We start from the raw sequence: 23,664 nt of genomic DNA, 5'->3' as shown, positions 1-23,664 counted from the left end.
ACCGTCGATCGCGAAGTGCAACAGTTGTGCACTTTTTAACCGATTAATTTTCCGTTAGACTGTACTCTACACAAATATATTCAGAAAATAAGATTGTCAAGGGAAGTTTTATGTATGTTCGGATACCAGTAGTGGAGTGAAGAGCATGACCCTCGAAACTGACCGTTCCGCCCACACATCGGACGACGCGGAGGAGATGGAGTCCGACGAGCCGCCGGAGCTCTCCAGCGACGATATCTTCCACCTTCTCCAGACGAACCGCCGTCGGGACACGATCCGGTACCTCCTTGAGGAGGAGGGTGCAGTCAAGATGCGCGACGTCGCCGAGTACGTGGCCGCCCGCGAGAACGACACGACGATCGCGGAGCTCTCTTCGACCGAACGCCAGCGCGTGTACATCCCGCTGTACCAGTCCCACCTCCCCAAACTCGACGAGGAGGGCGTCGTGGAGTACAACCAGCCTCGGGGGATCGTCGAACCGACGGATCAGCTCGAGATCTTCGCCCCCTACATCGAGGCGACCGAGAAGGGGACGGCGGAGCTCGACTCCCGACTCGCGAGCGATCGTGCGGTCCGGGAGTATTACGTGACCGCGGTCGCCGCGAGCGCGAGCCTGCTGTTGGCCTCCGCGGTCGGACTCCTCCCGATTCCCGGCGTCGCCCTCGCGGCGATCATCACCGCGCTGTTCGCGCTGATCACGCTCGTGACGAACTTCTCGCAGTTCAGGGAGTCCGCGAGCAGTCTTACCGCCCAGTAGTACCGTTCTTTCGTCCGCGTAGTTCGTGTGTACGGCAGGGTCGTCGAACCGGTCGCTCAGTTCGCGACCGGTTCGACTCGATCGCCGTCCGAGTCGACCCGCCGAACCCAGAGGTCGCCGAACAGTTCGTCCTGCTCGAGCGCGATCGCTCCCCGGTGTGACAGAAAGAGCACGGCGAGATACGTCATCACGCGCGACCCGCCGGCGTCGTCGATCTCGGCGTACAGAACCTCCTCGCGGCCCCGGTCGTAGCGCGATTCGAGTTCCGCCTCGACGTCGTCGATCACCCGCTCGATGTCCTCCTCGTGGGTCGTGTGCGTGACGTCGTCGCTCGTCGGCTCGTCGTCGACGCGAAACCGATCCTCCGCGTGGTAGCTCAGCTCCTGGACGCCGCGGTCGTACCCCCGCGGGGAGTCGCTCGTATCGTAGCTCCGGGAGTCTTTCCACCACGTGTCCCGTTCGGCCTCCCGGAGGTCGCGAACGAGCTCGTCGAGCGTCTCGGGCTTTCCGCGAGCGTGTTTGCGCTCGAGACGGCGTTCCATCTCCGCCTCGAGTCCCTCGACGGGGTCGAACGCCGGCCCCTCGCCCGGCTCCGGATCGGGTCCCTCGTTGGCGAAGGGCGCCTCCCAGGGGGGGAGCTCCTCTTCGTCGGGCTCGTCGGGGCCGAACAGCTCGTCGCTTTTCATCCGCAACAGGACGCTCGCGTAGAACAGCGCCCGACCGGAGGTCCGCAGGTCGGCGTCGTCGAGCGCCTCGAGGAACCGATCGGTCACCTCGACGATGTCGATGTCCCAGGGATCGATCTCGCCGTCCTCGGCGAGCTGGACGAGCAACTCGACGGGCTCGACCTCCGCGTCGTCTCCGTCCTTCGCCGACTCGGGGTCGTCCTCCGCCGACTCGAGGCCGTCGAACTCGAACACCGACTCCGCGTCGCCGGGGCGGTCGCGGTCGCCGTGGCCCGCGATGTCGAGCGGGATCTCGCCGTCCGCGTTCGGATCGTCAGTCATCCGCGGGCACCTCGTCGCGGTCCCCGTCGCTCAGGTCGATCCCAGTCACTGCGCTGACGTTGTCCCGCTGCATCGTCACCCCGATCGCCCGTTCCGAACGATCGAGCATCGCCGAGCGGTGCGAGACCACGACGAACTGGGCCCGGCCCGCCAGCTCCTCGACCATCTGGCCGACCCGCTCGGCGTTGACGGCGTCGAGGAAGGCGTCGATCTCGTCGAGCGCGTAAAACGGCGCCGGATTGTGCCGCTGGATCGCGAAGATGAAGGCGAGCGCGGTCAGGGACTTCTCGCCGCCGGACATCGCATCCAGTCGCTGGATCGGCTTGTCGCCGGGCTGGGCCTTCATCGTCAGCCCGCCCTCGAAGGGGTCGTCCTCGTCCTCGAGGTGAAGGGATCCGGTCCCCTCCGAGAGCTGCTCGAAGATCTCGGTGAAGTGCGCCGAGATATCCTCGTAGGCGTCCATGAACGTCCGTTTCTTCTGGGTCTCGTACTCCTCGATTCGGTCGCGGATTCCCGCCGCCTCCTCGACCAGCGTCGCCTTCCCCGCCTCGAGTTCCGCAAGCTCCTCGCGGACCTCCTCGTACTCCTCGATCGCGAGCATGTTTACCGGCTCCATCGCCTCCATGTCCGCCGTCAGAAGCTCGATGGTCTCGAGGACGGTCTCGTGATCGGGCACGTCCTCGGGATCGTAGTCGCCGACCTCGTCCTCGAGGCTCTCGATCTCCCACTCGAGGTCCTCGAGCCGTCCCCGCTTGTCCTCGAGTTTGCTCTCGACGGCGTTGACCCGATCCTGCTGCTGGTCGCGTTTCGTCCGAGCGTCGGCGAGCTCCGCCTTGAGCTCGCTCCGGTCGTCTTTGAGTTCGGTCAGCTCCTCCTCGAGTTCCGCGACGGCCTCGTGTTTCGCCTCGAGTTCCTCGCGTTTCTCCTCGATCGTCGCCTCGCGATCGGCGATCCGGTCCTCGTGGTCGGCCTTCCGGTTCTGGGCCTCCTCGATGTCGTCGCGCAGCTCCTCGATCGCGTCCTCGGCGTACTCCGTCTCCAAGCGCAACTCGTTGAGCTCCCCGTCGAGCTCGTCGATGCGGTCCTCGCGGTCGTCGATCTCGGCCTCGAGTTCCTCGATCTGTGCGGTGAGCTCGGGGATCTTCGAGTCTTCGAGCTCGGCCTCGAGGGCCTCGATGTCGGCCTCGATCTCCTCGATCGCCGCCGTTTGTGCCTCGATCCCGTCGGCGATCTCGGTCATGCGCTCGTCGACCGACTCCCGTTCCTCGCGCAGCTCCTCGAGTTCGTCCTCGCGGTCGGCGATCGCTTCCCGGATCGTCTCCCGGTCGTCCTCGATGCGCTCGAGTTCGCTCTCGATCGAGCGGACCTCGTCGGCCGCGTCGGTCTGTCGGTCCCGGGCGTCGTCGAGACGCTCCTCGACGCTCCGGACGTCCTCGCGCAGCGACTCCCGTTCGTCCTGGAGTTCGGTGATCTGGCTCGCGACGCGCTCGAGCTGTCCCTCCCCCCCGCCGGTAAAGGAGTACCGCGAGCCCTTCCGGGAACCCCCGGTCATCGCGCCGCTTTTCTCGACCAGGTCGCCGTCGAGCGTGACCATCCGGTAGTCGCCCGTGTACGAGCGGGCCGTCTCGAGGTCCTCGACGACCAGCGTGTCGCCCAGCACGTACGAGAAGATCCCCGCGTACTGCTCGTCGAACTCGACCAGATCGTACGCGAAGCCGACGATACCGGGATCGGTCGGGGCCGATGGCAGGCGGCGCTCGTGCATGTCGGTCATCGGGAGGAAGGTCGCGCGCCCGGCGTTGCGCGATTTCAGGTGTTCGATACACCGCTGGCCGACGCCGTCGTCGTCGACGACCACGTTCGCGAGTCGCCCGCCCGCGGCGGTCTCGCAGGCGACCGCGTACTCGCCCGGCACCGACCCCAGCTGAGCGACCGCGCCGTGGACGCCGTCGAGCCCCGCGTTGAGGATCGTCGTCACCGCGCGGCCAAAGGAGGAGTCGCCGCTCTCGCCGGCTTTGGCCTCGAGCTCGGCGTACTCCTGTTGTTTCGACTGGATCTCGTCCTCGACCGCCTCGAGGTCGGACTGGACGTCCCGCTTCTCGGCTTTCAGGTCCTCGACGACGTCCGCGATGTTTTCGCGGTTCGCCTCGGCCTTCCGTAGCTCGCGCTCGAGGTCCGACTCCCGCTCCTCGAGTTCGGGGAGTTCCTCGCGTTTCTCCTCGAGTTCGGCCTCCGTCTCCTCGATGGCGTTCGAGCGCCGCCGGGCCTCGTCGAGCAGGCGATCCTGTTCGCGCTGGAGGTCGTTGCGCTCGGTTTTCGCCTCCTCGAGGTCGTCCTTGCGTTCGGCCAGTTCGGCCTTGAGTTCGTCGAACTCGGTGTCGACGGCCTCGATTTCGGCCTCGAGTTCGTCGCGCTCGGTCTCTCGCTCCTGGATCTCCGTTTTGATCGAGGCCTTCTCGAGTTTGTGCTCGCGAACCGCGTCCTCGAGCTCGTCGATCTCCTCTTGCTTGCGGTCGATCTGGACGAACGCCTCCCGGCGGTCGGACTCGGCGGCCTCGATCTGGTCCTCGCTGGCCTCGATCTGGTCCTCGAGCCGCGAGATGTCCCCCTTGAGCTCCTCGATCTCGCTTTTGATCCGGAGCTGTTCGTCCTCGCCTTTCCGCTCGATCTCGGCGTTCAGGTCCTCGAGATCCTCCTGGAGGCGAACGACCGTCCCCTGGCGTTCGTCCAGCGTTCGCCGGCGGTCCTCGAGGTCGTCCTCGAGGTCGTCGACCGCGTCCTCGAGGGTGTCGCGTTCCTCGCGTTTCTCCTCGAGCTCGCTGGCCTTCCGGTACCCCTCGTACTCCTCCTTCTCGCGGCGAAGTCGTCGGTAGCGAAGCGCTTCCCGTCGTTCGTCCTCGAGCTGGTCCAGTCGGTCGCGTTTCTCCTCGATGCGGAGTTCGGCCTCGTCGATGCGCTCCTGGACCGTCTCGAGCTCCGCGAAGGCGTCTTCCTTCTTGGCGTCGAACTCCGCGACGCCGGCGATCTCGTCGATGATCTCCCGGCGGGCGTGGGGCGTCATGTTGATAATCTCGGTGACGTCGCCCTGCATGACGACGTTGTACCCCTCGGGGGTGACGCCGGCCTGCGCGAGCAGGTCCTGGATGTCCGAGAGGTTCACCGAGCGGTCGTTCAGGTAGTAGTAGGAGTAGTAGTTGTCCTCGGTCTCTTTCACTCGGCGACGGATGCGGATCTCGTCGACGTCGCCGACGTCGTCGCTGCCGGCGGCGTTGACGATCTGGGAGCGCTCGAGGGTCCGATCCGAGTTGTCGAGGACGACCTCGACGACCGCCTCGCGGGGGCCCTCGGACGAGGAACCGTCCTCGTGGCCGGGGTTGTAGATGAGGTCGGTCAGTTTCTCGGCGCGGATCCCCCGCGTCCGGGCCAATCCCAGCGCGAAGAGCACGGCGTCGATGATGTTCGACTTGCCGGAGCCGTTCGGCCCCGTGACGACCGTGAAATCCTCGTAGAACGGAATCTTGGTCTTTCTCCCAAAGCTCTTGAAATTATCTAAGACGAGCGCCTTGATGTACATACCCTTCTCGAATCCTCCGTCAGCTCGGCCGCCGCGGGTCGACCGTCGGTGCGGACGTGCGGTTATGCGACGATAATGTCGTCGCTACCTGAGTCTTCCGCTTCGTCGGCGTCGCCCTCGTCGGTCGCTTCGGCCGTCTCGTCGACGTCGTCGCCCTCGGCCTCGGTCGGCTCCGCGCTCGCGCTCTCCTCGACGGCCTCGCCGTCCTCGCTGCGTCGCTCCGGAACGCGCGTCGGCGTGTCGGCGTCTAACTCCGACTCGAGGACGCGGATTCGTTCTTTCGCTTCGATAAGTTCGCTAGTCAGTCCCTCTACGGTCGACTCGAGTTCCGCGACGGTCGACTCGAGCTGCTCGACGCGGTTGTTCGGCATACCTCCTAGGGAATGGTCCGGAACCATAAACGTACGTCAGACACAACTAACAGTTCTGGTAGCTTACCGAAATCGGCCGCCGGGTCAGCGCTCCCCGCGGTCGTCCAGTTCCTCGATGGCTCCGAGCGCGGCGTTCAGGATCTTCCGTTCGCTCCGTCGGAGGTTCATTGAGACGGCGGTTTTCGAGATATCGAAGTGGTCGGCGAGCTCGTCGAGCGTCGTCTCCCGGGGCGTCTCGTAGTAGCCGTTTCGGGAGGCCGCCTCGAACGTCTCCCGTTCGGTGTCGGTCAGCGACCGACAGCCCTCGAGCAGCCGGCGCGCGCTGTCCGAGTTCTCGAGCAGATCGAACAGCGTCGTCGGCCCGAACTGGTCGCGGTCCTCGACCGCGTAGTCGTTGTGGCGCTCGAGTTCGGCGAGGGTTCGGTCCTCGGCCTCGTCGTCGTCGAACCCGACGTGCCAGCGCTCGCGGCCGTCCTCGATCCGAAACGGGCCGGTGATGTAGCCGTCGTTTCGCTGGATCGCCCGCATGGCGTTGGTCTGCTCGATCGTCGTCCCGATCTGGGCGACGTCGTCGCGCTTCGAGAGGATGTAACACTCCCGCATGTTCGGGTGGTCCCGGAGCTCCCGAAGTCCCTGATCCAGCGCCCCCGCGGATTCCCCCCTCGCGACGAGTCGCGTCTCGAGTTTCTCGGCGTCGGTGTCGAGCTGCCACTGGACCGCCGAGAAGGCGACGTCGACGTCGTCGGTGGTGTCGATAAACGGGCAGTCGTACTGCCGCATGTCGAGATCGAGGTCGATCATCACACGAGACGGAGTAGCATAATAAGAATATTAATCGTTTGCATTTGCGACGCGTCACGGACCGGCGCCCGTTGATATGTTAACGGGGCCGCTTTAGCTGGTTGCGGTCCAGATACACGGTATGTCACAGGAACACGTGAGCCCGCCGACGGTCACGAACGACGACATCCACAGGATCTCGGACGACGCCTTCACCGAACGGAACGTCTGTCTCGTCACCGGCGGCGGCTCCGGCATCGGTCGGGCCACCGCGCTGGCGGCCGCGGGCAACGGGCTCACGGTCGCGATCACGGACATCGACGAGGACGGACTCGAGGGGACCGTCGCCCGCGGCGCGGAGCTCGACCTCGAGGGGAAGATCGTGCCGATTGTGGGCGATCTCACGGTCGACGACGACATCGAACGGATCGTCGCCGAGACCGCCGAACTCGGCGATCTCAAGTACCTCGCGAACGTCGCGGGGATGCAACACATCGACTCGATCGAAGACTTCCCTATGGAGACCTACGATCGGCTCCACCGGATCATGCTTCGGGCGCCGATCTACCTCTCGAAGCGCTGCGTTCCGCACTTCCGGGACACCGAGGACGGCCGCGGCTGCGTGGGGAACATGGCCTCGGTCCACGCTCACTACGTCACCAGCGACAAGGTCGCGTACAACGTCTCGAAGTTCGGGCTGCGCGGGCTCACCCAGTCGATCGCCGCCGAGGGCGACGGCGAGATCCGCGCGTTCTCGGTGAGCACGGGCTACGTGAAGACTCCGCTCGTGACCGCCCAGCTCGAGGACACCGCCGAGCAACGCGGCATCAGCGTCCAGGAGGTGATCGAGGACGTGATGCTGGGCCAGTCCAGGGTCACGGAGATGATGGAGCCGATCGACGTCGGCAACCTGTTCGTGCTCGGCTTTTCGGATCTCGGCCGCCACCTCGACGGCGGCGACCTGTTGTTTGATGGGGGCATGACGCTAACCTACGAGTGAGCGACGATGGCAGGAAACACCAGTCTCGAGGACGTCGACGAGGTGGTCCACGAACCCAGCGGGGAGTTCGTCGAATCGACCAACGTCGCCGCGTTCATGCGGGAGTACGGGATCGACGACTACGAGGAGCTGATCGAGCGCACGACGACCGAGGTCGACGGCGAGCCCGAGAGCGGGGTCGACTGGTTCTGGGACGAGCTGGTCGACTACCTCGGACTCGAGTTCTACGAGGCGTACGATACCGTCAGGGACGACGGCGAGGCGCGAAGCGCCTCGGACGATGCGAGCGGTGAAACCGCGAGCCGCGGGGGCCCCCAGTTCACCGACTGGTACCCCGGCGGGGAGCTGAACCTCGCCCACAACGTCGTCGACCGCCACGCCGCCCGCGACGAGGAACGGCGAAACAAGGTCGCCACGATCTGGGAGGGCGAGGACGGCGAGGTTCGGGAGGTCACCTACCACGAGCTTCGTCGCCAGTCGAATCAGGTGGCCAACGCCCTCGAGGAACGCGGGATCGAGACGGGCGATACGGTCGGGCTCTACATGCCGATGGTTCCCGAGGTCGCCGCGATCCTCTACGGCTGTTTCAAGGTCGGTGCGATCGCGGTGCCGATCTTCTCGGGGTTCGGCGTCGACGCCACCGCGACCCGGATCGCCGACTCGGAGTGTTCGGTGCTGTTTACCGGCGACGGCTTCTACCGCCGCGGGAGTCCCGTCCGCCTCAAGGGGGCGGCCGACGAGGCGATCGAGGAGGCCGGCTACGTCGAGGACGTGATCGTCTTCGACCGACTCGACACCAGCAGCGACGCCAGTAAGAACGACGTTCCCTGGACCGACGGCCGCGACGAGTGGTGGGCCGACGCCGTCGAGGCGGCCGACGACGAGTACGAGACGAAATCGCTCGACTCGAGCCAGGAGTCGATGCTGCTCTACTCGTCGGGAACGACGGGCAAACCCAAGGGGATCGTCCACACGCACGCTGGCGTGCAGGTCCAGTGTCCGAAGGAGGTCTACTTCGGAATGGACCTCAAGCCCTCCGATCGCTTGTTCTGGGTCTCCGACATCGGCTGGATGATGGGTCCCTGGACACTGATCGGGACCCACACCTTCGGCGGCACCGTCTTCATGTACGAGGGCGCGCCCGACCACCCGCAGCCGGATCGGTTCTGGGAGATGATCGACCGCCACGAGCTGACCCAGTTCGGGATCTCGCCGACGGCGATCCGCGCGCTGCGAAAGCACGGAGACGACTGGCTCTCCGGCCACGACCTGTCCTCGCTTCGCCTGCTGGGATCGACGGGCGAACCGTGGGACCCCGAATCCTGGCGGTGGTTCTACGAGCACGTCGGGGGCGGGGAGTGCCCGATCATCAACATCTCCGGCGGGACCGAGATCTGCGGCTGTTTCCTGATGCCGATGCCGACCGAGCCGCTGAAGCCCTGCACGCTGGGCGGCCCCGGCCTCGGGATGGACATCGACATCGTCGACGCCACCGGCGAGTCGGTCCGGGAGGACAACGAACGGGGCTACCTCGTCGCCCGCGATTCGTGTCCGTCGATGACCAAGTCGCTGTGGTCGGGCGACGAGCGCTACCTCGAGGAGTACTGGTCGCGGTTCGACGACATGTGGAACCACGGGGACTGGGCTCAGAAGGACGCCGACGGCTTCTGGTTCCTCCACGGACGGGCCGACGACGCCCTGAATGTCGCGGGCCGCAAGGTCGGCCCCGCCGAGGTCGAGGGCGCGCTGATCGACCACGAGGCGGTCAACCAGGCCGCGGCGATCGGCGCCCCCGACGACACCACCGGGACCGCCGTGGTCACCTACGTCATCCTCGAGGCGGGCCGCGAGGAAAGCGACGAGCTCCGCGAGGAGCTACGCGCCCAGGTCGGCGAGGAACTCGGCAAACCGTTCCGTCCGCGCGAGGTGCTGTTCGTCGACGAGTTCCCCAAGACCCAGTCGGGCAAGATCATCCGCCGGGCGATCGAGGCGACCTACACCGGCGAGGATCTGGGCGACATGAGCAGCATCGAGAACCCCGACGCGCTCGAGGACCTCGAGGACGCGCGCTGACGTCCGTGTAGAACCGTCGCTCGGTTCGAGGCCGATAAATCGGGGACGGCGTCTCGACGGAGAGCGGGTTGGGTCGTCGTGCTCCGTCGTCTCCCGGCGTTCCGTCCTTCGTCTGGCGTCCTCGATCGCGCGCCCCGACGGCTTCACGATCGGAAGGCGAGCGGACGGTCGGGATCGCCAGTCGTTACGTTTTACCTCCGCGGGCCCGAACCGAGGTCCAATGACTGCCCAGACCGTCCAGCAGGGCGACCTCGTCACCGTCATCGGGCTCGAGGTTCACGTCCAGCTGGAGACCGACACGAAGATCTTCTGTGGCTGTTCGACCGAACAAAGCGACGAGCCAAACGAGAACGTCTGTCCGGTCTGTCTCGGCCTCCCCGGTGCGCTGCCCGTCCTCAACGAGGCCGCCGTCGAGGCCGCGGTCAAGGTCGGGAAGGCGATCGACGCCGACATCCCCGAGGAGACCCGCTTTCACCGGAAGAACTACTACTACCCCGACCTGCCAAAGAACTTCCAGATCACCCAGTACGACGAGCCGATCTGTGCCGACGGCGAACTCGAGATCAGCGTCGAGGGCGACCGCCGCACGGTGACCGTCAAGCGGGCCCACCTCGAGGAGGATCCAGGGAGCCTGCAACACGTCGGCGGTGGCGGCGGGATCGACTCCGCGGAGTACACGCTCGTCGACTACAACCGAGCGGGGACGCCGCTGATGGAAATCGTCACCGCGCCCGACTTCCGCAGCCCCACCGAGGTGCGCGCGTTCCTCGCCGAACTCGAGGAGGTCCTCGAGTACCTGGGTGTCTTCGACGCCGAACGGGACGGCAGCCTGCGGATCGACGCCAACCTCTCGATCATCCCCGCCGAGGAGATCGACGGCGAGGATACCACCGAGATCGGCGCCGAGGCGCTGGCCGCGGCCAACCGCACGGAGGTCAAGAACATCTCGAGTCACAAGGGCGCCCAGAAGGCCTTAGCCTACGAGGAGACCCGTCAGAAGAACGCGATCCAGCGCGGGCGCGCCGTCGAGCAGGAGACCCGCCACTGGGACGAGTCGCGGGGGATCACGGTCTCGATGCGCTCGAAGGAAGAGGAGAAGGACTACCGCTACTTCGAGGAGGCCGACCTGCCGCCGCTGCGGGTCTCGGGCTGGAAGGAGGAGATCACCATCCCCGAACTCCCCACCGCGAGACGCGAGCGCTTCGAGGACGAGTACGGTCTGAGCGACGAGGCGGCCTCGAAGCTGACCTCGACCAAGCAGGTCGCGGACTTCTACGAGGACGTCGCCGGGGAGTACGACCCCGACCTCGCCGCCACCTGGGTCGCGGACAACCTGCTGGGCGAGCTCAACTACCGCGACATGGAGATCACCGCCATCGAGGGCCGGCTCGAGGAGGTGACTCGCCTGGTCGAACTCGTCGCCGAGGACGAGATCACGGCGAAAAACGCCCGCGAGACGGTGCTGCGATCGATGCTCGACGACGGCCGAACGCCCGACGAGGTCGTCGCCGAGGAGAGCCTGGGCAAGACCGGCGAGGACGAGGTAAAGCGGGCGGTCGTCGAGGCCGTCGAGGAGAACCCCGATGCCGTCGACGACTACGAGTCCGGCGACGACGGCGCGATCAACTTCCTGGTCGGCCAGGTGATGCAGAAGACGGGGGGGAGCGCGGATCCGGGCGACGTCAACCAGCTGCTGCGGGCCGAACTCGAGGACTGACCCGTCGGATTCGTCGATCGGTGAACGATCACTGCAACAACACTTTTCGCCTGTCGCCTCGAAACGGACCGGTATGCTCCGGAACGGAATCGATCGACTCCGCGAGTGGCTCGCCGTCGAGGACTCCGACGGGCGCATCGAGGGATCGGGCGATTCGATCGCGTCGCCCCAGCGCCGACGGTCGTCGGGGGCCGAGCGCGAGCGACTCGCGAAGATCGCCGAGGAGCGCCGGAACGAGGACCCGTAGCTCGCGCACTCGGCCGACGCGGGTTCCGGTACCGCTCGAGTTATCACCGATCGTCGAGTGACTCCCCCGTATGGACAGGATCACGCTGGGTAACGAGGAGTTCGAGGGACGGAACAACGCCTACGTCCTCGCCGACGGGGACGAGCTCGCGCTGGTCGACACCGGGGTCGCGACCGACGACATCCGCACCGACCTCCGGGACGGGTTGGCCAAGCGGGGCTACGAGTTCGCCGACGTCGACGATATCGTGCTCACGCACTTCCACGTCGACCACGCGGGACTGGCCGGCGAGATTCAACGCGAGAGCGATGCGACGGTGTACGTCCACGAGGCCGACGCGCCCCTGGTCGAACAGGACGAGGCGGCCGTCGCCGCCCTCGAGGAGCGTCGAGAGGCGCTGCTCGAGGAGTGGGGCCTCCCCGAGGACGTCCGTGCAGAACTGCGCTCGTTCCTCGCGGACGCGACCCACCTCGAGGGGCCGTCCGCAGAGCCGACTCCGATCGAGGACGGGACGGTACTGGAGGTCGGGGGAACGACCCTCGAGACTGTCCACGCGCCCGGCCACGCGGCGGGGCTGTGCTGTTTCGAGATCGGCGACGGATCGGAGACGAGCCGCGGCGGCGAGGCGGCCGACGGGGGATCGCGAACCGGTGGCGAAGCCTTTGTCGGCGACGCCGTCCTCCCCGTCTACACGCCGAACGTCGGCGGCGCCGACGTCAGGGTCGAGCGTCCCCTCGAGCGGTACGCCGAGACGCTGCGGACGTTCGTCGACCGGGGGTACGATCGGGTCTGGCCGGGCCACCGCGACCCCATCGAGGAGTCGTCCGAGCGCGCGCGAACGATCCTCGCACACCACCGCGAACGGTCCGAAAACGTCCTCGACGTCCTCGAGGAGCACGGCCCCGCCGACGCCTGGACGGTCAGCGCCCACCTGTTCGGCGACCTCGAGGGGATCCACATCGTTCACGGCCCCGGCGAGGCCTACGCCCATCTCGATCACCTCCGCCACGAGGGTGTCCTCGGGTACGCCGACGGCGAGTACCACCTCGAGGAGCGGCCGACCGATCTCGAGGCGCTCGTCTAAGTTCCCTCCCGAGCCGTCGGGAAGGCGAACACGGACGAGATAGCCGTCACACGGGTTGGCTACAGCTCAGACGGACGACGTTAGACCCCCGTCGACCCGAACGTTCTGACCGGTGACGTAGCTCGAGGCGGGCGAGAGCAGGTACGCGACCGCGTCCGCGATCTCGGCGGTTCGCGCCGGCCGTCCCATCGGGATTCGCGATCGGGTCTCCTCGTCGACGTCGTAGCTGTCGACGAACCCGGGCTGAACCGTGTTCATCCGGATTCCCTTCGCCGCGTACCGGTCGGCGTAGAGCTTGGTGAAACTTCCGAGCCCGGCCCGGAGCACCGACGACACGGGGAACTCGAGCGACGGCTCGAACGCCGAGAACGTGGAGATGTTCACGATCGACCCGCCGCCCTGCTCGTCCATGATCGGTGTGACGAGCCGAGCCATACGGACGACGTTCAACAGCGCGAGGTCCATCCCCTCGTACCACTCCTCGTCGGAGATCTCGAGGAGGTCGCCCGAGGGCGGGTGACCCGTGTTGTTCACCACCGCGTCGACGTGCCCGTAGCGTTCGTAGGTCGTCTCGACGAGGGCCGCCAGGTCGTCGGGGTCGGTCACCGACCCCTCGAACCCGTCTCCGCCGAGGTCGTTCGCGACCTCGACGGCGCTGCCCGACGGCGACAACAGCACCGGCGTGTACCCGTCCTCGGTCAGTCGCCGGGCACACGCCTCCCCGATACCGCTTCCGGCCGCCGTCACGACCGCGACCTTCCGGTCGGTCATACGACCACTACCTCGGCACCCCTGATAAAGATCGGCCCGCTGTTCGGACCCGGTCCCAGTCGGGTTCGAAGCCGACGGTCGACTCACCTCCAACGAACCGCTACAGCTCCCGCAGCGTCTCGAGGTCCCGCTCGTCGTGGCCGCAGATAATCGTCGCGTCGTGGCGTCGTCGCTCCTCCTCGAGCAATCGGTGGCTCTCGAACCAGGAGCGTTTTGACCACAGCAGGCTGCCGCCCATCGGGTGTTCGTCCTCGTAGTTCTCCCGGACGTAGGCCTGGTCGCCCGCGATCAGGACGGTGCCCGCGTCCTCGAGTTCGAGGCGAACCCCCAGCAGGCCGGGCGTGTGACCCGGCAGACGGACGAACTCGAGGTCGCGAAAGCGCTGCTCGCGGTCGCCGTGGACGATCTCCCAGTTCAGCTCCCGGTCGAAGTCGCCTGCGAGGTAGGCCTCGTCGCCCGCGTCGGTCGTGGCGCTGTAGTAGGCGTGTTTCAGCTCCCGCTCGTGGACGACGATCGGGACGTCGGTCCCCTCGAAGGCGTACAGTCCCCCGGCGTGATCGAGATGAAGGTGGCTCTGAATCACGCAGTCGATCTCCTCGAGGGCGTACCCCGCCGACTCGAGGTCGTCCTCGAGCGGGCGGAGCCCGGTGTGTTCGAAGGCAGCGTACAGTTCCGCGGGCCAGTGGCCCGAATCGGCCTCGGGGTGGGAGCCGGTATCCCAGAGGATCGTCGCCTCGGGGTGATCGATCACGAGGTTGTAGACGGGACCGTCGACCATCGTCGTCTCGGGATCGGGGTCAGCGGCCGTCCCCACCGTGTGGCCCTCGATGATGTGGTTAGCGTCGGTCGTGATCGTGCCGCGCTCGATCGGGGTGAGGGTCGCGTCGACCATACCGGGCGCACGGACGGTCGGCAGTTATCAGTACCGACGCGCCGGGCGTGCGAGCCGCGCCGGGACCGCGCTCCCGCGAGGGCGATCGGTCGGCGGATCCGCGCTGGAAATGCCTGCCGTAGCGGTATCCGTCCGCCGTCGTATCGAAGCGTATGGTCAGAGTTTCGACGGTCGTCATCCTGGTCGGCGTGGCGCTGCTAGTACTCCCGGTTCCGCCCGTTATCACCGCCGCTCTCGCCGTCCCGGTGATCCTGGCGGGGATCGCACTTCGGGTGCTGACGGAGCTGTAGCCGGCTCGAGAACGCCCCCGACGGCTACCGCGACGGGTACGACTTTCAGTGTCGGTTCCCAACGACAGGGTATGACGCAGACGCCGCGAGCCGTCGTCGCCGGCGGCGGGCTCGCCGGACTCGTCGCCGCCCGGCACCTCGCCGGAGCGGGACTGGACGTAACGCTGTTCGAACGATCCGGAAACGTCGGCGGCCGTGTCTGGACGCACGAGCGGAAGGGGTTTCGGTTCGATCGTGGGTTCCAGGTGCTGTTTCCGTCCTACCCCACGGTGCGGCAGGAACTCGAGTTCGACACCCTTGACCTGCGCCCGTTCGCGCCGGGGGCGTGTATCGCCCGCCCCGGGAGTCGGTCGACGCTGTCGGACCCGATCCGGGATCCGCGGGCGCTGCCCGCGACGCTCACCAACGAACACGTTTCGACGGGAGACGCGCTGCGAATCGCTCGCCTCGCCCTCGAGCTGGTCCGGCGGGACCCGGAGGCGATCTTCGAGGACCCCGGACCCGATACGACCATCGAGTCGTTCCTGCGCGAACGGGGGTTCTCGGATCGGTTCGTCGAGGAGTTCGTCGCGCCGTTCTACGGCGGGATCACCCTCGACCGATCGCTGTCGACGTCGAGTCGGGTCTTCGAGTACACGTTCCGGGCCCTGCTGACGAGCCGCGCTGCCGTGCCCGCGACCGGGATGGCCGCGATCCCCGCCCAGCTGGCCCAGAAGGCGCGGGTCGCCGGCGCCAGCCTCGAGTTCGGGACGGAGGTGACGGCGGTCTCGAGCGACGGGGAGGAAGCGACGGTGACCGCCGTGGGCGAGGAGTACAACGCCGACGCGGTCGTGGTCGCGACCGACCCGCCCGCGGCCCGGGAGCTGACCGGCGTCGAGTCGATCCCCACCGACGCGCGCGCCTGCGTCACCCAGTACTACGAGCTGCCGGGCGGAACCGGCCTCGAGACGGGGAAGCGACTCCTGTTGAACGCGACCGAGGACGGGCCGAACCACCTCGTCCCCCACAGCGAGGTCGTCCCGGAGTACGCCCCCGACGGCACCGAGCTGATCAGCGCGACCTACCTGGGCGAGCGCGAGGAGAGCGACGACGAACTCGCGGCGACCACCCGAGAGACCCTCGAGTCGTGGTACCCCGATCGACGGTTCGACGCGCTCGAGACCCGCCGTACCGACCGGATCGAGTTCGCCCAGTTCGCGCAGCCGCCCGGAATCCACGAGCGGTTACCCGGCCCGCGGACGCCCGGCGGACCGGTTTACCTAGCGGGCGACTACACCCGGTGGTCGTCGATCCAGGGCGCGATGAAAAGCGGCCGAGTCGCGGCGCGGGCGGTACTCGAGGACCGCTAGAGGCGTTCCCGGACGGCGACTCCGTTCATCACGAGCAGGGCGGTCGCCGCGGCGACCTCGAAGGAGGCGAGCCCGAGGAGCCACAGCGAGAGCGCGACCGCGGTAAACGCCGGCGCAACGGCCGGCACGCCCGTCCGAATCGCCCGCAGGAACCGGGGCGTTCGGCCGTCGTCTCGTCGATCGGTTCGCCCGTCGGGCCCGACGGCGGTGCGTCGGCCGACCCGTGCGTCGGTGGGTTCGTCGGTTCGACGGACGGGCTCGAGCCCGCCCTCGTCGCGCTCCCGTTCGGCCTCGCGGCGGGCCTCGTCCGGCGCCAGGAACTCGGTGCCACAGCGCCGGCAGCTGATGTACCGCCTCGAGAACGGCGTCGGATAGTCCGCCGGACAGTTCGGGCAGACGAGTCGGTCCGCGACGGGGCGGTGGTCCGCGCGTTCGGCCATCGTAATACCGAAAATATGAACGCACTGGTATATGTCTTCCCGTAGTTACAGTCACTAAATTTTATAACTCAGTCGAGGAATTGCCGCGACGCTTCGAGCGGCGGAAACCAGAGGGCGTCGCCGCTCGAGCGGTCGTAGACGGCGGGATAGCAGTCGTCGAGGCGGTCGACGAACGGGGACTGGAGGTCGGACGATCGGAGCCTGTTGATCGTCCGACCGCTCGCGAGACGGGTGAACGACGGCAGGACCAGAGTGGCCGCCCGGTCCGCCGTCGCGGGCTCGTACAGGAAGCAGGGACGCTTTCGTCCGTCGATCTCGATCGCCGGGTGTTCGTGGCCGACGACGTACCGGCTCGCGTCCGCGGCCGCTCCCGACGGCGGCTCGTGACCGTGACTGACGACCGTCTCCCCGTCGGCCAGCCGGTACGCCGGGAACGTCTCGCCGTCGAAGACCGACTCGAGCAGCGCGTCGTGGTTTCCGGGCGTGACGACCAGCGACGCGCCGGCGTCCTCGACGCGGTCGACGAGCCGGGCGAGCGAGCGCTCGACGCCCCGGGGAATCCGGGAGAAGGAGTGCAACAGATCTCCGGCGACCACGACCGTCTCCGGATCGCGGGCCGAGAGCAACGCCTCGAGGCGGTCGCCGACGTCGGTCGCCTCGCCGAGCGGGGCCTCGATCCGCGATGTCGCGTCGCGCCCGAGGTGGACGTCGGCGACGACGAGCGTCTCCGGGCCGGGGAAGTAGACCGCTCGGCCGTCGAGTTCGAAGGGAACCTCGACGGGCTCGGTCATGGATCCCGGGGACCGCCGTCGGTCCGGACGTCCGCACCGAGGGCCGTCTCGAGGTCGTACTCGGTGCCGGTTAGCACGAACAGGACCTCCTCGAGGGGCTCGAGGATCTCCGGCAGGAGTTTGACGACCAGGTAGGTGATCCCGACGAGGGCGACCACCGAGAGCGTCTGGGAGATGTAATTGTGGGCGACGAGGTAGGAGACGCGGGCCTCCTCGGCGCCGAGGTAGGTCGTGACGAAGGAGACGACGACGTCCTGCTGGAACCACCCCCAGGGAGTCGCCAGCCCGATGAAGACGTTTCGGACGAGGTTCAACAGCCAGATGACGCCGATCGCGAGCGCGAACGCGGCCAGCTTCCGGCGCAGCGGGGCCGCCACCGCGGCGATCAGCCCGCCGAAGATCGCCATGCTCCCGAGCCCGGTGCAGGCGAGCACGATGTAGGTGGTTCGCCCCGTCACCGTCTCGTCGGGATCGAAGGCGAACCGGCTCTCGTATCCGGCGGCCCCTTCGCTGAGACCGGGGCTGTACCCGAGCAGCTCCATGCCGTAGTGGGTCTGGACCGCGGTGGTCTCGATCAGCCACTGACGAACGAACGGGATCGTCTCGGCGGGCAGATAGATCAGCCCCATGAGCGCGACGGCCTTGGTCAGCACGAACAGGGAGTCCCGACCGCTCCAGAGCAGGTAGCCGGTGTAGGCACACAGCGGCAGGGCGGCAAGCGCCAGCACGGTCTGGAGCGGGCTCTGCGCGTCGGCGTAGTAGTACGGTACCATCGTCAGCCAGTAGACGCCGAACAGCAGCCAGGCGGCGCCCGCGAGCGGGCGGGCGGGCAAAGCGGTGTCGGAGCGACGAACGAGCAACGCGATCCCGAAGGCGGCGATGGCGATCCAGGCCAGCGCGTCGATCGGCATAGTTGCCTGCAGCGTCGACGCGAGCGTCTCGCCGCCCGCCAGGACCGCGACGGCGTCGAAAGCGACCGACGGCGCGGAGGGCGCGGACATGATCGTCCTGTCCGACGGACGCGTCTGGCATGAGTTTGTTGCCTCGCCGACCGGTCCCCGGCGACTGCGTACTTTTTTGCCGCACTGGGGGCAACTGCCCGTATGGTCGACGTCCTCGACAACAAGCGGGCTGCGACGCGGTTTCGGATCCTCGTCCAGATCGCCGAGCGCCAGCCCGCCGTCAGCCAGGGAGAGATCGCCGAGGAAGTCGGCGTCACGAGCCAGGCCGTCAGCGAGTACATCCGCGAACTCGTCGACGACGGACTCGTCGAGAAGGAGGGCCGATCCCGGTACCGCGTCACGAAAGAAGGCGTCGACTGGCTCTTTCAGGCCGCCGACGACGTGCGCCGGTTCGCCGACCACGTCACCGAGGACGTCCTGGGCGCGATGGGCGAGGACACCGCGATCGCAGTCGACGACCTCGAGCAGGGCGACGTCGTCTCGCTGTCGATCGAGGACGGGCTCCTCCACGCCGAACCCGGCGAGTCGGGTCCGGCGACGGGCGTCGCGACGACCGACGCCGCGGCCGGCACCGACGTCGGCGTCACCAGCTTCGAGGGCGTCATCGACCTCGAGCCGGGAACCGTCACCGTCCTCCAGGTACCCGCGGTGCGCTCGGGCGGCAGCCGCGAGATCGGCGCCGAAACCGTTAGCGCTCGCTGCGAGGAGGCCGACCTCGTCCTCGCGACCGGGGTCGAGGCGGTCGTCGCCTGCCGGCAGGCCGAAACCGAGCCCGCCGTCACCTTCGCCGTCGGCGAGGTCGCGGCCGACGCCGCCGAGCGGGGGCTCGCGGTCACCGCCGTCGCGACGACCGACGCCGTCGGTCGGATCACCGACACGCTCCGGGACGCCGACGTCTCCTACGAGGTCCTCGAGGGGTGATCCGTTCGTCGGGCGCGACGGCGAGACGCCCGCGCTATCGGTCGGCGTGGGGCCACTCCGACTCGGAGACGAACTCGGTCCCGCCACAGCAGCCACACGTTTCGGGTACCTCGTACCGGTAGCCGGCGTCGGTGTGCGCGGAAACCGTCCCGACGTGCACGACCTGACACGCGGTACAAACGTACTTCTCGGGAATCTCGGGAGTGTGGGCCATACTCGAGCTACGTCCGCAAGGGAAATATAACGCCAGTGTCGCTCCGGGTGGGGCCGCAACGTCGGCTCGCAGCGTCCGACGATACCCGCACGGAGTCACGAACGCCGCGTGGGACACCTCAACCGATGTAGCGCAGGTCGTCGTCGGTCGGGACGTCCATCTGCTGTTGTTGCTGTTCCATCTCCTGGATCTTTCCGATGACGTCTTCCATCTCGTCGGCGCGCTCGTCGAGGCTCTCGTAGTCGAGTTCGAACCCGAGCATCCCCTCGAGCACCTCGAGCACCGCGCGGGCGCTCTTGGGGTCGACGAGGTAGCCGCTGGTCTCGCCCATCAGACAGGTGGCCTCGAAGCCGCGGCGCTCGCCGAGCCCGAGGAGGAGTCCGGAGACGCCGACGATGCCGCCGGCGGGCTCGTCGTCGCGGAACTCGACGCCCGCGTCCTCGAGCGGTTCGATCAGCGACTCGTCGGTGACGGCGCCGACGACGGCGTACTCCTCGATCAGCTCGCCGGTCGGAACCCCGCCGAGCGCGTACAGCTCGCTCGCGCCGAACTCCTCGGCGATATCGAGAAACGCCGACGCCAGCGCGTAGTGGCCGTCGTTCGTCTGGGCCTGGTGGTCCCCGGTCAACACGAGCAGATCCCGCCCGTCGGGCACCGAGACGGCGTGGATCTCGGCGCAGGTCAGCTCGGCGACGCCGTCCTCGATGCTCACCTTCGGCGGGAACTCCCGGGAGTAGATCCGCCGAACGAGCGTGCTCTCGCCCTCGAGTTCCTCGAGCAGGTGCTCGGCGGCGAGGCTGCCGACGTGTCCAACGCCCGGCAGCCCCTCGACGAGTACGGGGTCGTCCAGTTCGACCTCGGCGACCGCGTCGATCTCGAGTTCGTCCATACCGTATCAGCGACTGCGACGTTTAAGAGCGCGTCGGTACTTCCCGTGGGAATCCTCGGGATCGAACGGGGCCGGCGCGCTGTTTTCGGCGTCGGCGCCGCAGTCGGGACAGGTCGAAGAAAGGGTGTACACCGGGCGGTCGTGGGCGTCGCGCCACGCCGAGCAGACCCGGATGTCCGATTTCATTCGTCGTCGGTGCGTCGCTCGCGGTGGAATTCGCCGGAGCCGCCCTCCCCCTCGATCGCGGCGACCGCGCGTCGGGCGCTCTCCTCGAGCTGGGATTCGGCGGTCTTGTAGTTGGGCGCCTGGACGTTGATCCGGTACTCCGGAGCGCCGACGTAGCTCACCTCAAGGTCGACCTCGTCGGGAACCTCCCCGTTACCCTCGGCGGCCTCCAGGGCGGCTCGGATCCCGTCGACGCCGCTCGGGGAGCCGTTCTCGAGGTCGACGTAGCCGGTGACGGTGACGTACGGCACCGACACGTTCTCGCGGGCGGTTTCGACGATCGCGTCGATCTCACCCTCCGAGAGGTCGGTGTCCTCGAGGGCCTCCTCGCCGTGGATCGCCGCCTGCTTGAACCCGTCGTAGAGGCTGCCGTGGACGCCGATCAGTTCGTTGGCGATGGCGGTGTAGGTCTCGTCGTCGGCGTCCTCACCCAACGCCAGGGCCATCCAGTTGTCGGCCTTCTGCTCGTTTTTCCAGTCCTGGATCTTGTCGGAGCGCTGGTGGTCGTTGACGTCCTTGAGCGAGAGGTCGATCTGCTGGGACTCGGTGTCGACGTCGAGTACCTTGCAGACGACGATCTGGCCCTCGCGGACGTGATCGCGGACGTTCTTGATCCAGCCGCTCGCGACCTCGGAGATGTGGATCAGCCCGCGCTGGTCCCGGTACTCCTCGAGGTCGACGAAGACGCCGAAATCCTCGATCTCGTCGATCTTGCCGACGACGAGTTCGCCGGTGTCGGGCCAACCGCTGTATTTCATCGTGACTCGACTGTTTCGAGGATCTCGTGGTCGATTTCGGCCTTGCCGCCGGTCGGTCGCGCCAGCGTCGTCCCGCAAACGGCGCAGGCGACCTCCGAGGAGGCCTTGCCGAAGACCGTCTGTTCGTTCTCGCAGTCACCGCAGCGGACCGAGTAGAAGTTTCCTGCCATTGTGATCACTCCTGGAACTCGATTCGGCCGGCGCGCCATCCCTCGCGGAGGTGGGCCTTACCGCACTCGTTGCAGCGGTACTTGAGGTCGGTCTTCTTGGTGGGCTTTTCGCCGCCGGGAACCTTCGAGAAGCGACCGGAGTTGCCGATCGTCGCGGTGTTGCGCCGGGTGCGGCGAGCGTCCCACTTCATGCCCGAGGACCGACCGGTTCGGGACTTCTCGACCTCGTGCTCGTGGTGTTCGTTGCAGTGCGGACAGTACGTATTGAATCGGCGTGGCATCTGCATCGTTATCTCACTTGGCGTGGCCTACGGCAGCGCCGTTTAAAACCCGTTTGGTTCGTCCTCGTCGTCGGGCGGTCCCTCGACCTTCGAAGCGTTTAATCCCCTCTCGCGTAAACCTTCCCGCATGAAGCGTCTCATCATCCACGGGGATCCCGGCATCCGGAAGGGGGCCATCGTCGACTACGACGGGACCGAGGTGGTGTGTTTCGCCGTCAGCCGTAACGGCGAGTGGCACGGCCCCGACGAGGTTCAGCTGTGGTGTACCGTCGGCGTCGAATCGGAGTTCGAGGACTTCGAGAAGCGAAACTTCACGCCCCACTTTCTCGACGTCGACCGCGTCGACGCCGAAGACGTCGAGGTCGTCCGTCCGAAGGCCGACCTCGAGGTCTGAGCCTCGAGCCGCGGCGATCCCCCGTTCTGATCAGCCACGAGTCCCGACTCCGACGGCGACAGTCCCCGTCGAGGCGCTTCGAACGCGGGCCGACGCTTGCTCTCGGCGAGCCGGTTCGCCGCGCTCTGGCAACCGGCGACGCATCGACCCTCGAGCGACGGCTCCGACGTCCGCTACTCGAGGACGGGCTCTCCGAACGGACGGCAGCTCGTTCGGGACCGGACTCGAGGGCCACCGTGCCCAGACGGCCCGCACGAGTCGACGACAGAAACCCACATACGGCGTCCGAATCACAACCCTTAACTAGCGGACCGCGTTACGAGGAAGTAGCGGGATGGGATAGCCAGGAGATTCCGGCGGGCTCATAACCCGCAGACCGGTAGTTCAAATCTACCTCCCGCTACTTCTCAGGGATTCGACGACGAACGACGAGCACGGCGAGAAGCGAGTCCGGAATCCCCGAAAGCCGTACAGAGTAGATTTGAACCGAGGTAGTCACAGCGTCCGAGCGAAGCGAGGACGACCGTCTCCCTGCGGTTCCACACCTCCCTGCCGTTATTTTCGAGGGGCTCGACGACGGCCCACGAGACGGAACGAAGCGGATCCGGAACCCCGAAGAGCGTTCCTCCCACCCGCTACCGTTCGGGTGTCTCGACGGGAAGCGAGCGTCGCTCGGCCCTAGGCGTCGGGAAGCAGCGGTTCGTACTCCTCGTGTTCGAACGAGCCGAGGTTGGTGCCGTCGATCGTCTTCCAGTGCGTGTAGAGGACGCCCTCGTCCCTGGCGGCGGTGATCATCCCGCGTGCGAGCGCCAGGTCGTACCGCCCGGCGATCAGGATCGATCGCTCGGCGGACGGATCGATGAGTTCCGTGACCAGGTACACGTAGCCGCCGATCGAGGCGCCGTAGGCCAGATACTCGGTGAACGCTTCCTCGTCGTAGGTCTCGGCGAACTTGTCGGCGTCGTTGTCGGGAACGACGTGCACCAGTCCGAATCGGTCCGGGTCGCCCGTATCGCGACTCACGGTGTCGGTCTGTGCGGCCCGGACGGTGAGGACGTCCCACCCGTCGTCGCGGCGCTGTCGGGCAATCGCGTCCATGTCCTCGAGGGTCTGTTTCCAGGCCTCGGTCTGGGCACCCGTGGGATCGCGTCGGCGTTCGGTTCGCGGGTCGCGGGCGCGCGCGTCATCATTCTTCATATGCTATCGTCCTTCATATGCTATCGTCCGAGGGAAGGCGGTTAACTTTTTTCCGAAGCGTCCTGGCGAGCTCTCAGGCGACGCCGAAGACGACCTCCATCAGCAACGACAGCAACAGAACCAGCAGTCCCCCGAGTAACAGCTTGCCCGCGGTCGACAGCCGTCGTTCGGGACGAGGCGGCGCGGTCCACCTGGCGGGAGGCAGCGCTCGAGCGACCGTCTGAAACCGCGTCGGCGGGCCGCCGGCCGTCGGATCGCCTCGCGTCCGGGGATCGGCGTCGACGTCGTCGGGCGAGGACGGCCAGAGCCGAACCGTTCCGTAAGCCAGGAGGAGCCACCCGATCAGAAAGAGGAGCGTCTTCGCGCGGACGAGTCCCCCGCCTGTCGCGACGCTGAGCACGAGGCTTCCCGCCCCGGCGAACAGCGCCACGGCGAGGGCGTAGGCGAGGCCGTCGGCCCAGATCCGGCCCCGTCGGCGCAGTCGGTCCCTCGAGTCGGCGTCCGGCATCG

27 protein-coding genes and 1 tRNA gene are annotated in these 23,664 nt (G+C 67.2%); 11 read left to right on the top strand and 17 right to left on the bottom strand.

All coding sequences use genetic code 11. The annotated features are described in order from the left end of the window. The first annotated feature begins 145 nt into the window (after positions 1-145). Positions 146-757 (top strand): hypothetical protein, encoded by a 612-nt coding sequence (locus GWG54_RS01310; RefSeq protein WP_167936052.1) that lies wholly within the window; start codon positions 146-148, stop codon positions 755-757. Between the two features lie 56 nt (positions 758-813). Here the strand turns inward: GWG54_RS01310 and GWG54_RS01305 are convergent, their stop codons facing one another. The 4 genes from GWG54_RS01305 to GWG54_RS01290 all read right to left on the bottom strand — a co-directional run bounded on the left by GWG54_RS01305 (position 814) and on the right by GWG54_RS01290 (position 6,510). Further along, entirely contained in the window at positions 814-1,764 is a 951-nt protein-coding gene (locus GWG54_RS01305) for a ScpA family protein (protein ID WP_167936051.1), read from the bottom strand. Next, complete coding sequence (gene smc / locus GWG54_RS01300) at positions 1,757-5,338, bottom strand: chromosome segregation protein SMC (RefSeq protein WP_167936050.1); 3,582 nt, start codon at positions 5,336-5,338, stop codon at positions 1,757-1,759. The genes GWG54_RS01305 and smc overlap by 8 nt, the downstream gene beginning before the upstream one ends. Positions 5,339-5,400: 62 nt before the next feature. After that, positions 5,401-5,709 carry a hypothetical protein gene (locus GWG54_RS01295; protein ID WP_167936049.1) on the bottom strand — a complete coding sequence of 103 codons (309 nt, stop codon included), beginning with the start codon at positions 5,707-5,709 and terminating at the stop codon, positions 5,401-5,403. 84 nt (positions 5,710-5,793) lie between these two features. Then, positions 5,794-6,510: a helix-turn-helix domain-containing protein gene (locus GWG54_RS01290; protein ID WP_167936048.1), complete on the bottom strand. Its 717-nt coding sequence runs from the start codon at positions 6,508-6,510 to the stop codon at positions 5,794-5,796. 121 nt (positions 6,511-6,631) lie between these two features. Between GWG54_RS01290 and GWG54_RS01285 the strand changes: the two genes are divergently transcribed. From GWG54_RS01285 to GWG54_RS01265, 5 genes are all read left to right on the top strand, one after another. After that, positions 6,632-7,489 carry an SDR family oxidoreductase gene (locus GWG54_RS01285; RefSeq protein ID WP_167936047.1) on the top strand — a complete coding sequence of 286 codons (858 nt, stop codon included), beginning with the start codon at positions 6,632-6,634 and terminating at the stop codon, positions 7,487-7,489. Between the two features lie 6 nt (positions 7,490-7,495). Continuing rightward, a complete protein-coding gene (locus GWG54_RS01280) occupies positions 7,496-9,562 on the top strand; it encodes an AMP-binding protein (protein ID WP_167936046.1) in 2,067 nt (688 codons plus the stop codon). Between the two features lie 220 nt (positions 9,563-9,782). Next, on the top strand, positions 9,783-11,279 hold the full coding sequence (gatB, locus tag GWG54_RS01275) for an Asp-tRNA(Asn)/Glu-tRNA(Gln) amidotransferase subunit GatB (RefSeq protein WP_167936045.1): 1,497 nt from the start codon (positions 9,783-9,785) through the stop codon (positions 11,277-11,279). Between the two features lie 73 nt (positions 11,280-11,352). Further along, positions 11,353-11,526: a hypothetical protein gene (locus GWG54_RS01270; protein ID WP_167936044.1), complete on the top strand. Its 174-nt coding sequence runs from the start codon at positions 11,353-11,355 to the stop codon at positions 11,524-11,526. Positions 11,527-11,596: 70 nt separating this feature from the next. After that, the gene (locus GWG54_RS01265; RefSeq protein ID WP_167936043.1) at positions 11,597-12,610 is read left to right on the top strand and encodes an MBL fold metallo-hydrolase; all 1,014 of its coding nucleotides are present in this window, start codon (positions 11,597-11,599) and stop codon (positions 12,608-12,610) included. A gap of 66 nt (positions 12,611-12,676) precedes the next feature. Here GWG54_RS01265 and GWG54_RS01260 read toward each other — a convergent pair whose 3' ends face one another. After that, on the bottom strand, positions 12,677-13,381 hold the full coding sequence (locus tag GWG54_RS01260; protein ID WP_167936042.1) for an SDR family oxidoreductase: 705 nt from the start codon (positions 13,379-13,381) through the stop codon (positions 12,677-12,679). Between the two features lie 100 nt (positions 13,382-13,481). Next, on the bottom strand, positions 13,482-14,273 hold the full coding sequence (locus tag GWG54_RS01255; protein WP_167936041.1) for an N-acyl homoserine lactonase family protein: 792 nt from the start codon (positions 14,271-14,273) through the stop codon (positions 13,482-13,484). Between the two features lie 152 nt (positions 14,274-14,425). Between GWG54_RS01255 and GWG54_RS01250 the strand changes: the two genes are divergently transcribed. Together GWG54_RS01250 and GWG54_RS01245 are read left to right on the top strand one after the other, a co-directional pair. Then, positions 14,426-14,563 (top strand): transporter, encoded by a 138-nt coding sequence (locus tag GWG54_RS01250; protein WP_167936040.1) that lies wholly within the window; start codon positions 14,426-14,428, stop codon positions 14,561-14,563. Between the two features lie 71 nt (positions 14,564-14,634). After that, positions 14,635-15,912, top strand: coding sequence for an NAD(P)/FAD-dependent oxidoreductase (locus tag GWG54_RS01245; RefSeq protein WP_167936039.1), 1,278 nt, complete (start codon positions 14,635-14,637; stop codon positions 15,910-15,912). On the opposite strand, the gene GWG54_RS01240 is transcribed toward GWG54_RS01245, so the two are convergent. The 3 genes from GWG54_RS01240 to artA all read right to left on the bottom strand — a co-directional run bounded on the left by GWG54_RS01240 (position 15,909) and on the right by artA (position 18,144). Continuing rightward, positions 15,909-16,352 carry a hypothetical protein gene (locus GWG54_RS01240; protein ID WP_167936038.1) on the bottom strand — a complete coding sequence of 148 codons (444 nt, stop codon included), beginning with the start codon at positions 16,350-16,352 and terminating at the stop codon, positions 15,909-15,911. The genes GWG54_RS01245 and GWG54_RS01240 overlap by 4 nt on opposite strands. A gap of 68 nt (positions 16,353-16,420) precedes the next feature. Beyond that, a complete protein-coding gene (locus GWG54_RS01235; RefSeq protein WP_167936037.1) occupies positions 16,421-17,143 on the bottom strand; it encodes a metallophosphoesterase in 723 nt (240 codons plus the stop codon). Next, positions 17,140-18,144 (bottom strand): archaeosortase A, encoded by a 1,005-nt coding sequence (artA, locus tag GWG54_RS01230; protein ID WP_209438199.1) that lies wholly within the window; start codon positions 18,142-18,144, stop codon positions 17,140-17,142. The genes GWG54_RS01235 and artA overlap by 4 nt, the downstream gene beginning before the upstream one ends. Positions 18,145-18,246: 102 nt before the next feature. Here artA and GWG54_RS01225 point away from each other — a divergent pair, with 102 nt between their 5' ends. Next, positions 18,247-19,026: a MarR family transcriptional regulator gene (locus tag GWG54_RS01225; protein WP_167936036.1), complete on the top strand. Its 780-nt coding sequence runs from the start codon at positions 18,247-18,249 to the stop codon at positions 19,024-19,026. Between the two features lie 34 nt (positions 19,027-19,060). On the opposite strand, the gene GWG54_RS01220 is transcribed toward GWG54_RS01225, so the two are convergent. The 6 genes from GWG54_RS01220 to GWG54_RS01195 all read right to left on the bottom strand — a co-directional run bounded on the left by GWG54_RS01220 (position 19,061) and on the right by GWG54_RS01195 (position 21,569). After that, entirely contained in the window at positions 19,061-19,240 is a 180-nt protein-coding gene (locus tag GWG54_RS01220) for a hypothetical protein (protein ID WP_167936035.1), read from the bottom strand. Between the two features lie 118 nt (positions 19,241-19,358). Continuing rightward, positions 19,359-20,129 (bottom strand): proteasome assembly chaperone family protein, encoded by a 771-nt coding sequence (locus GWG54_RS01215; protein WP_167936034.1) that lies wholly within the window; start codon positions 20,127-20,129, stop codon positions 19,359-19,361. A 6-nt stretch (positions 20,130-20,135) separates the two neighbouring features. Continuing rightward, positions 20,136-20,315 carry an RNA-protein complex protein Nop10 gene (locus GWG54_RS01210; protein ID WP_008427206.1) on the bottom strand — a complete coding sequence of 60 codons (180 nt, stop codon included), beginning with the start codon at positions 20,313-20,315 and terminating at the stop codon, positions 20,136-20,138. After that, entirely contained in the window at positions 20,312-21,112 is an 801-nt protein-coding gene (locus tag GWG54_RS01205) for a translation initiation factor IF-2 subunit alpha (protein WP_167936033.1), read from the bottom strand. The genes GWG54_RS01210 and GWG54_RS01205 overlap by 4 nt, the downstream gene beginning before the upstream one ends. Further along, on the bottom strand, positions 21,109-21,282 hold the full coding sequence (locus GWG54_RS01200; protein ID WP_015319889.1) for a 30S ribosomal protein S27e: 174 nt from the start codon (positions 21,280-21,282) through the stop codon (positions 21,109-21,111). Before GWG54_RS01200 ends, GWG54_RS01205 begins: the two co-directional genes overlap by 4 nt. Positions 21,283-21,287: 5 nt before the next feature. Further along, on the bottom strand, positions 21,288-21,569 hold the full coding sequence (locus GWG54_RS01195) for a 50S ribosomal protein L44e (RefSeq protein ID WP_008427216.1): 282 nt from the start codon (positions 21,567-21,569) through the stop codon (positions 21,288-21,290). 121 nt (positions 21,570-21,690) lie between these two features. Here GWG54_RS01195 and GWG54_RS01190 point away from each other — a divergent pair, with 121 nt between their 5' ends. Further along, complete coding sequence (locus GWG54_RS01190; RefSeq protein ID WP_167936032.1) at positions 21,691-21,957, top strand: HAH_0734 family protein; 267 nt, start codon at positions 21,691-21,693, stop codon at positions 21,955-21,957. A gap of 328 nt (positions 21,958-22,285) precedes the next feature. Then, a tRNA-Met gene (locus tag GWG54_RS01185) sits at positions 22,286-22,360 on the top strand. Positions 22,361-22,635: 275 nt separating this feature from the next. Here GWG54_RS01185 and GWG54_RS01180 read toward each other — a convergent pair. Next, on the bottom strand, positions 22,636-23,154 hold the full coding sequence (locus tag GWG54_RS01180) for a hypothetical protein (protein ID WP_167936031.1): 519 nt from the start codon (positions 23,152-23,154) through the stop codon (positions 22,636-22,638). 73 nt (positions 23,155-23,227) lie between these two features. Beyond that, positions 23,228-23,662 carry a hypothetical protein gene (locus GWG54_RS01175; protein WP_167936030.1) on the bottom strand — a complete coding sequence of 145 codons (435 nt, stop codon included), beginning with the start codon at positions 23,660-23,662 and terminating at the stop codon, positions 23,228-23,230. Positions 23,663-23,664 lie beyond the last annotated feature (2 nt).

This window comes from Natronococcus sp. JC468, from assembly GCF_012163165.1.
Lineage (GTDB): Archaea > Halobacteriota > Halobacteria > Halobacteriales > Natrialbaceae > Natronococcus > Natronococcus jeotgali.
Note: the sequence above shows the minus strand (reverse complement) of the source record. Positions and strands in the feature narration are given on the sequence as shown.

Bases quoted from the DNA above. Each gene is read 5' to 3' on its own strand.
- GWG54_RS01310 (WP_167936052.1), top strand. From the start codon at position 146: ATGACCCTCGAAACTGACCGTTCCGCCCACACATCGGACGACGCGGAG.
- GWG54_RS01305 (WP_167936051.1), bottom strand. From the start codon at position 1,764: ATGACTGACGATCCGAACGCGGACGGCGAGATCCCGCTCGACATCGCG.
- smc (WP_167936050.1), bottom strand. From the start codon at position 5,338: ATGTACATCAAGGCGCTCGTCTTAGATAATTTCAAGAGCTTTGGGAGA.
- GWG54_RS01295 (WP_167936049.1), bottom strand. From the start codon at position 5,709: ATGCCGAACAACCGCGTCGAGCAGCTCGAGTCGACCGTCGCGGAACTC.
- GWG54_RS01290 (WP_167936048.1), bottom strand. From the start codon at position 6,510: ATGATCGACCTCGATCTCGACATGCGGCAGTACGACTGCCCGTTTATC.
- GWG54_RS01285 (WP_167936047.1), top strand. From the start codon at position 6,632: ATGTCACAGGAACACGTGAGCCCGCCGACGGTCACGAACGACGACATC.
- GWG54_RS01280 (WP_167936046.1), top strand. From the start codon at position 7,496: ATGGCAGGAAACACCAGTCTCGAGGACGTCGACGAGGTGGTCCACGAA.
- gatB (WP_167936045.1), top strand. From the start codon at position 9,783: ATGACTGCCCAGACCGTCCAGCAGGGCGACCTCGTCACCGTCATCGGG.
- GWG54_RS01270 (WP_167936044.1), top strand. From the start codon at position 11,353: ATGCTCCGGAACGGAATCGATCGACTCCGCGAGTGGCTCGCCGTCGAG.
- GWG54_RS01265 (WP_167936043.1), top strand. From the start codon at position 11,597: ATGGACAGGATCACGCTGGGTAACGAGGAGTTCGAGGGACGGAACAAC.
- GWG54_RS01260 (WP_167936042.1), bottom strand. From the start codon at position 13,381: ATGACCGACCGGAAGGTCGCGGTCGTGACGGCGGCCGGAAGCGGTATC.
- GWG54_RS01255 (WP_167936041.1), bottom strand. From the start codon at position 14,273: ATGGTCGACGCGACCCTCACCCCGATCGAGCGCGGCACGATCACGACC.
- GWG54_RS01250 (WP_167936040.1), top strand. From the start codon at position 14,426: ATGGTCAGAGTTTCGACGGTCGTCATCCTGGTCGGCGTGGCGCTGCTA.
- GWG54_RS01245 (WP_167936039.1), top strand. From the start codon at position 14,635: ATGACGCAGACGCCGCGAGCCGTCGTCGCCGGCGGCGGGCTCGCCGGA.
- GWG54_RS01240 (WP_167936038.1), bottom strand. From the start codon at position 16,352: ATGGCCGAACGCGCGGACCACCGCCCCGTCGCGGACCGACTCGTCTGC.
- GWG54_RS01235 (WP_167936037.1), bottom strand. From the start codon at position 17,143: ATGACCGAGCCCGTCGAGGTTCCCTTCGAACTCGACGGCCGAGCGGTC.
- artA (WP_209438199.1), bottom strand. From the start codon at position 18,144: ATGTCCGCGCCCTCCGCGCCGTCGGTCGCTTTCGACGCCGTCGCGGTC.
- GWG54_RS01225 (WP_167936036.1), top strand. From the start codon at position 18,247: ATGGTCGACGTCCTCGACAACAAGCGGGCTGCGACGCGGTTTCGGATC.
- GWG54_RS01220 (WP_167936035.1), bottom strand. From the start codon at position 19,240: ATGGCCCACACTCCCGAGATTCCCGAGAAGTACGTTTGTACCGCGTGT.
- GWG54_RS01215 (WP_167936034.1), bottom strand. From the start codon at position 20,129: ATGGACGAACTCGAGATCGACGCGGTCGCCGAGGTCGAACTGGACGAC.
- GWG54_RS01210 (WP_008427206.1), bottom strand. From the start codon at position 20,315: ATGAAATCGGACATCCGGGTCTGCTCGGCGTGGCGCGACGCCCACGAC.
- GWG54_RS01205 (WP_167936033.1), bottom strand. From the start codon at position 21,112: ATGAAATACAGCGGTTGGCCCGACACCGGCGAACTCGTCGTCGGCAAG.
- GWG54_RS01200 (WP_015319889.1), bottom strand. From the start codon at position 21,282: ATGGCAGGAAACTTCTACTCGGTCCGCTGCGGTGACTGCGAGAACGAA.
- GWG54_RS01195 (WP_008427216.1), bottom strand. From the start codon at position 21,569: ATGCAGATGCCACGCCGATTCAATACGTACTGTCCGCACTGCAACGAA.
- GWG54_RS01190 (WP_167936032.1), top strand. From the start codon at position 21,691: ATGAAGCGTCTCATCATCCACGGGGATCCCGGCATCCGGAAGGGGGCC.
- GWG54_RS01180 (WP_167936031.1), bottom strand. From the start codon at position 23,154: ATGAAGAATGATGACGCGCGCGCCCGCGACCCGCGAACCGAACGCCGA.
- GWG54_RS01175 (WP_167936030.1), bottom strand. From the start codon at position 23,662: ATGCCGGACGCCGACTCGAGGGACCGACTGCGCCGACGGGGCCGGATC.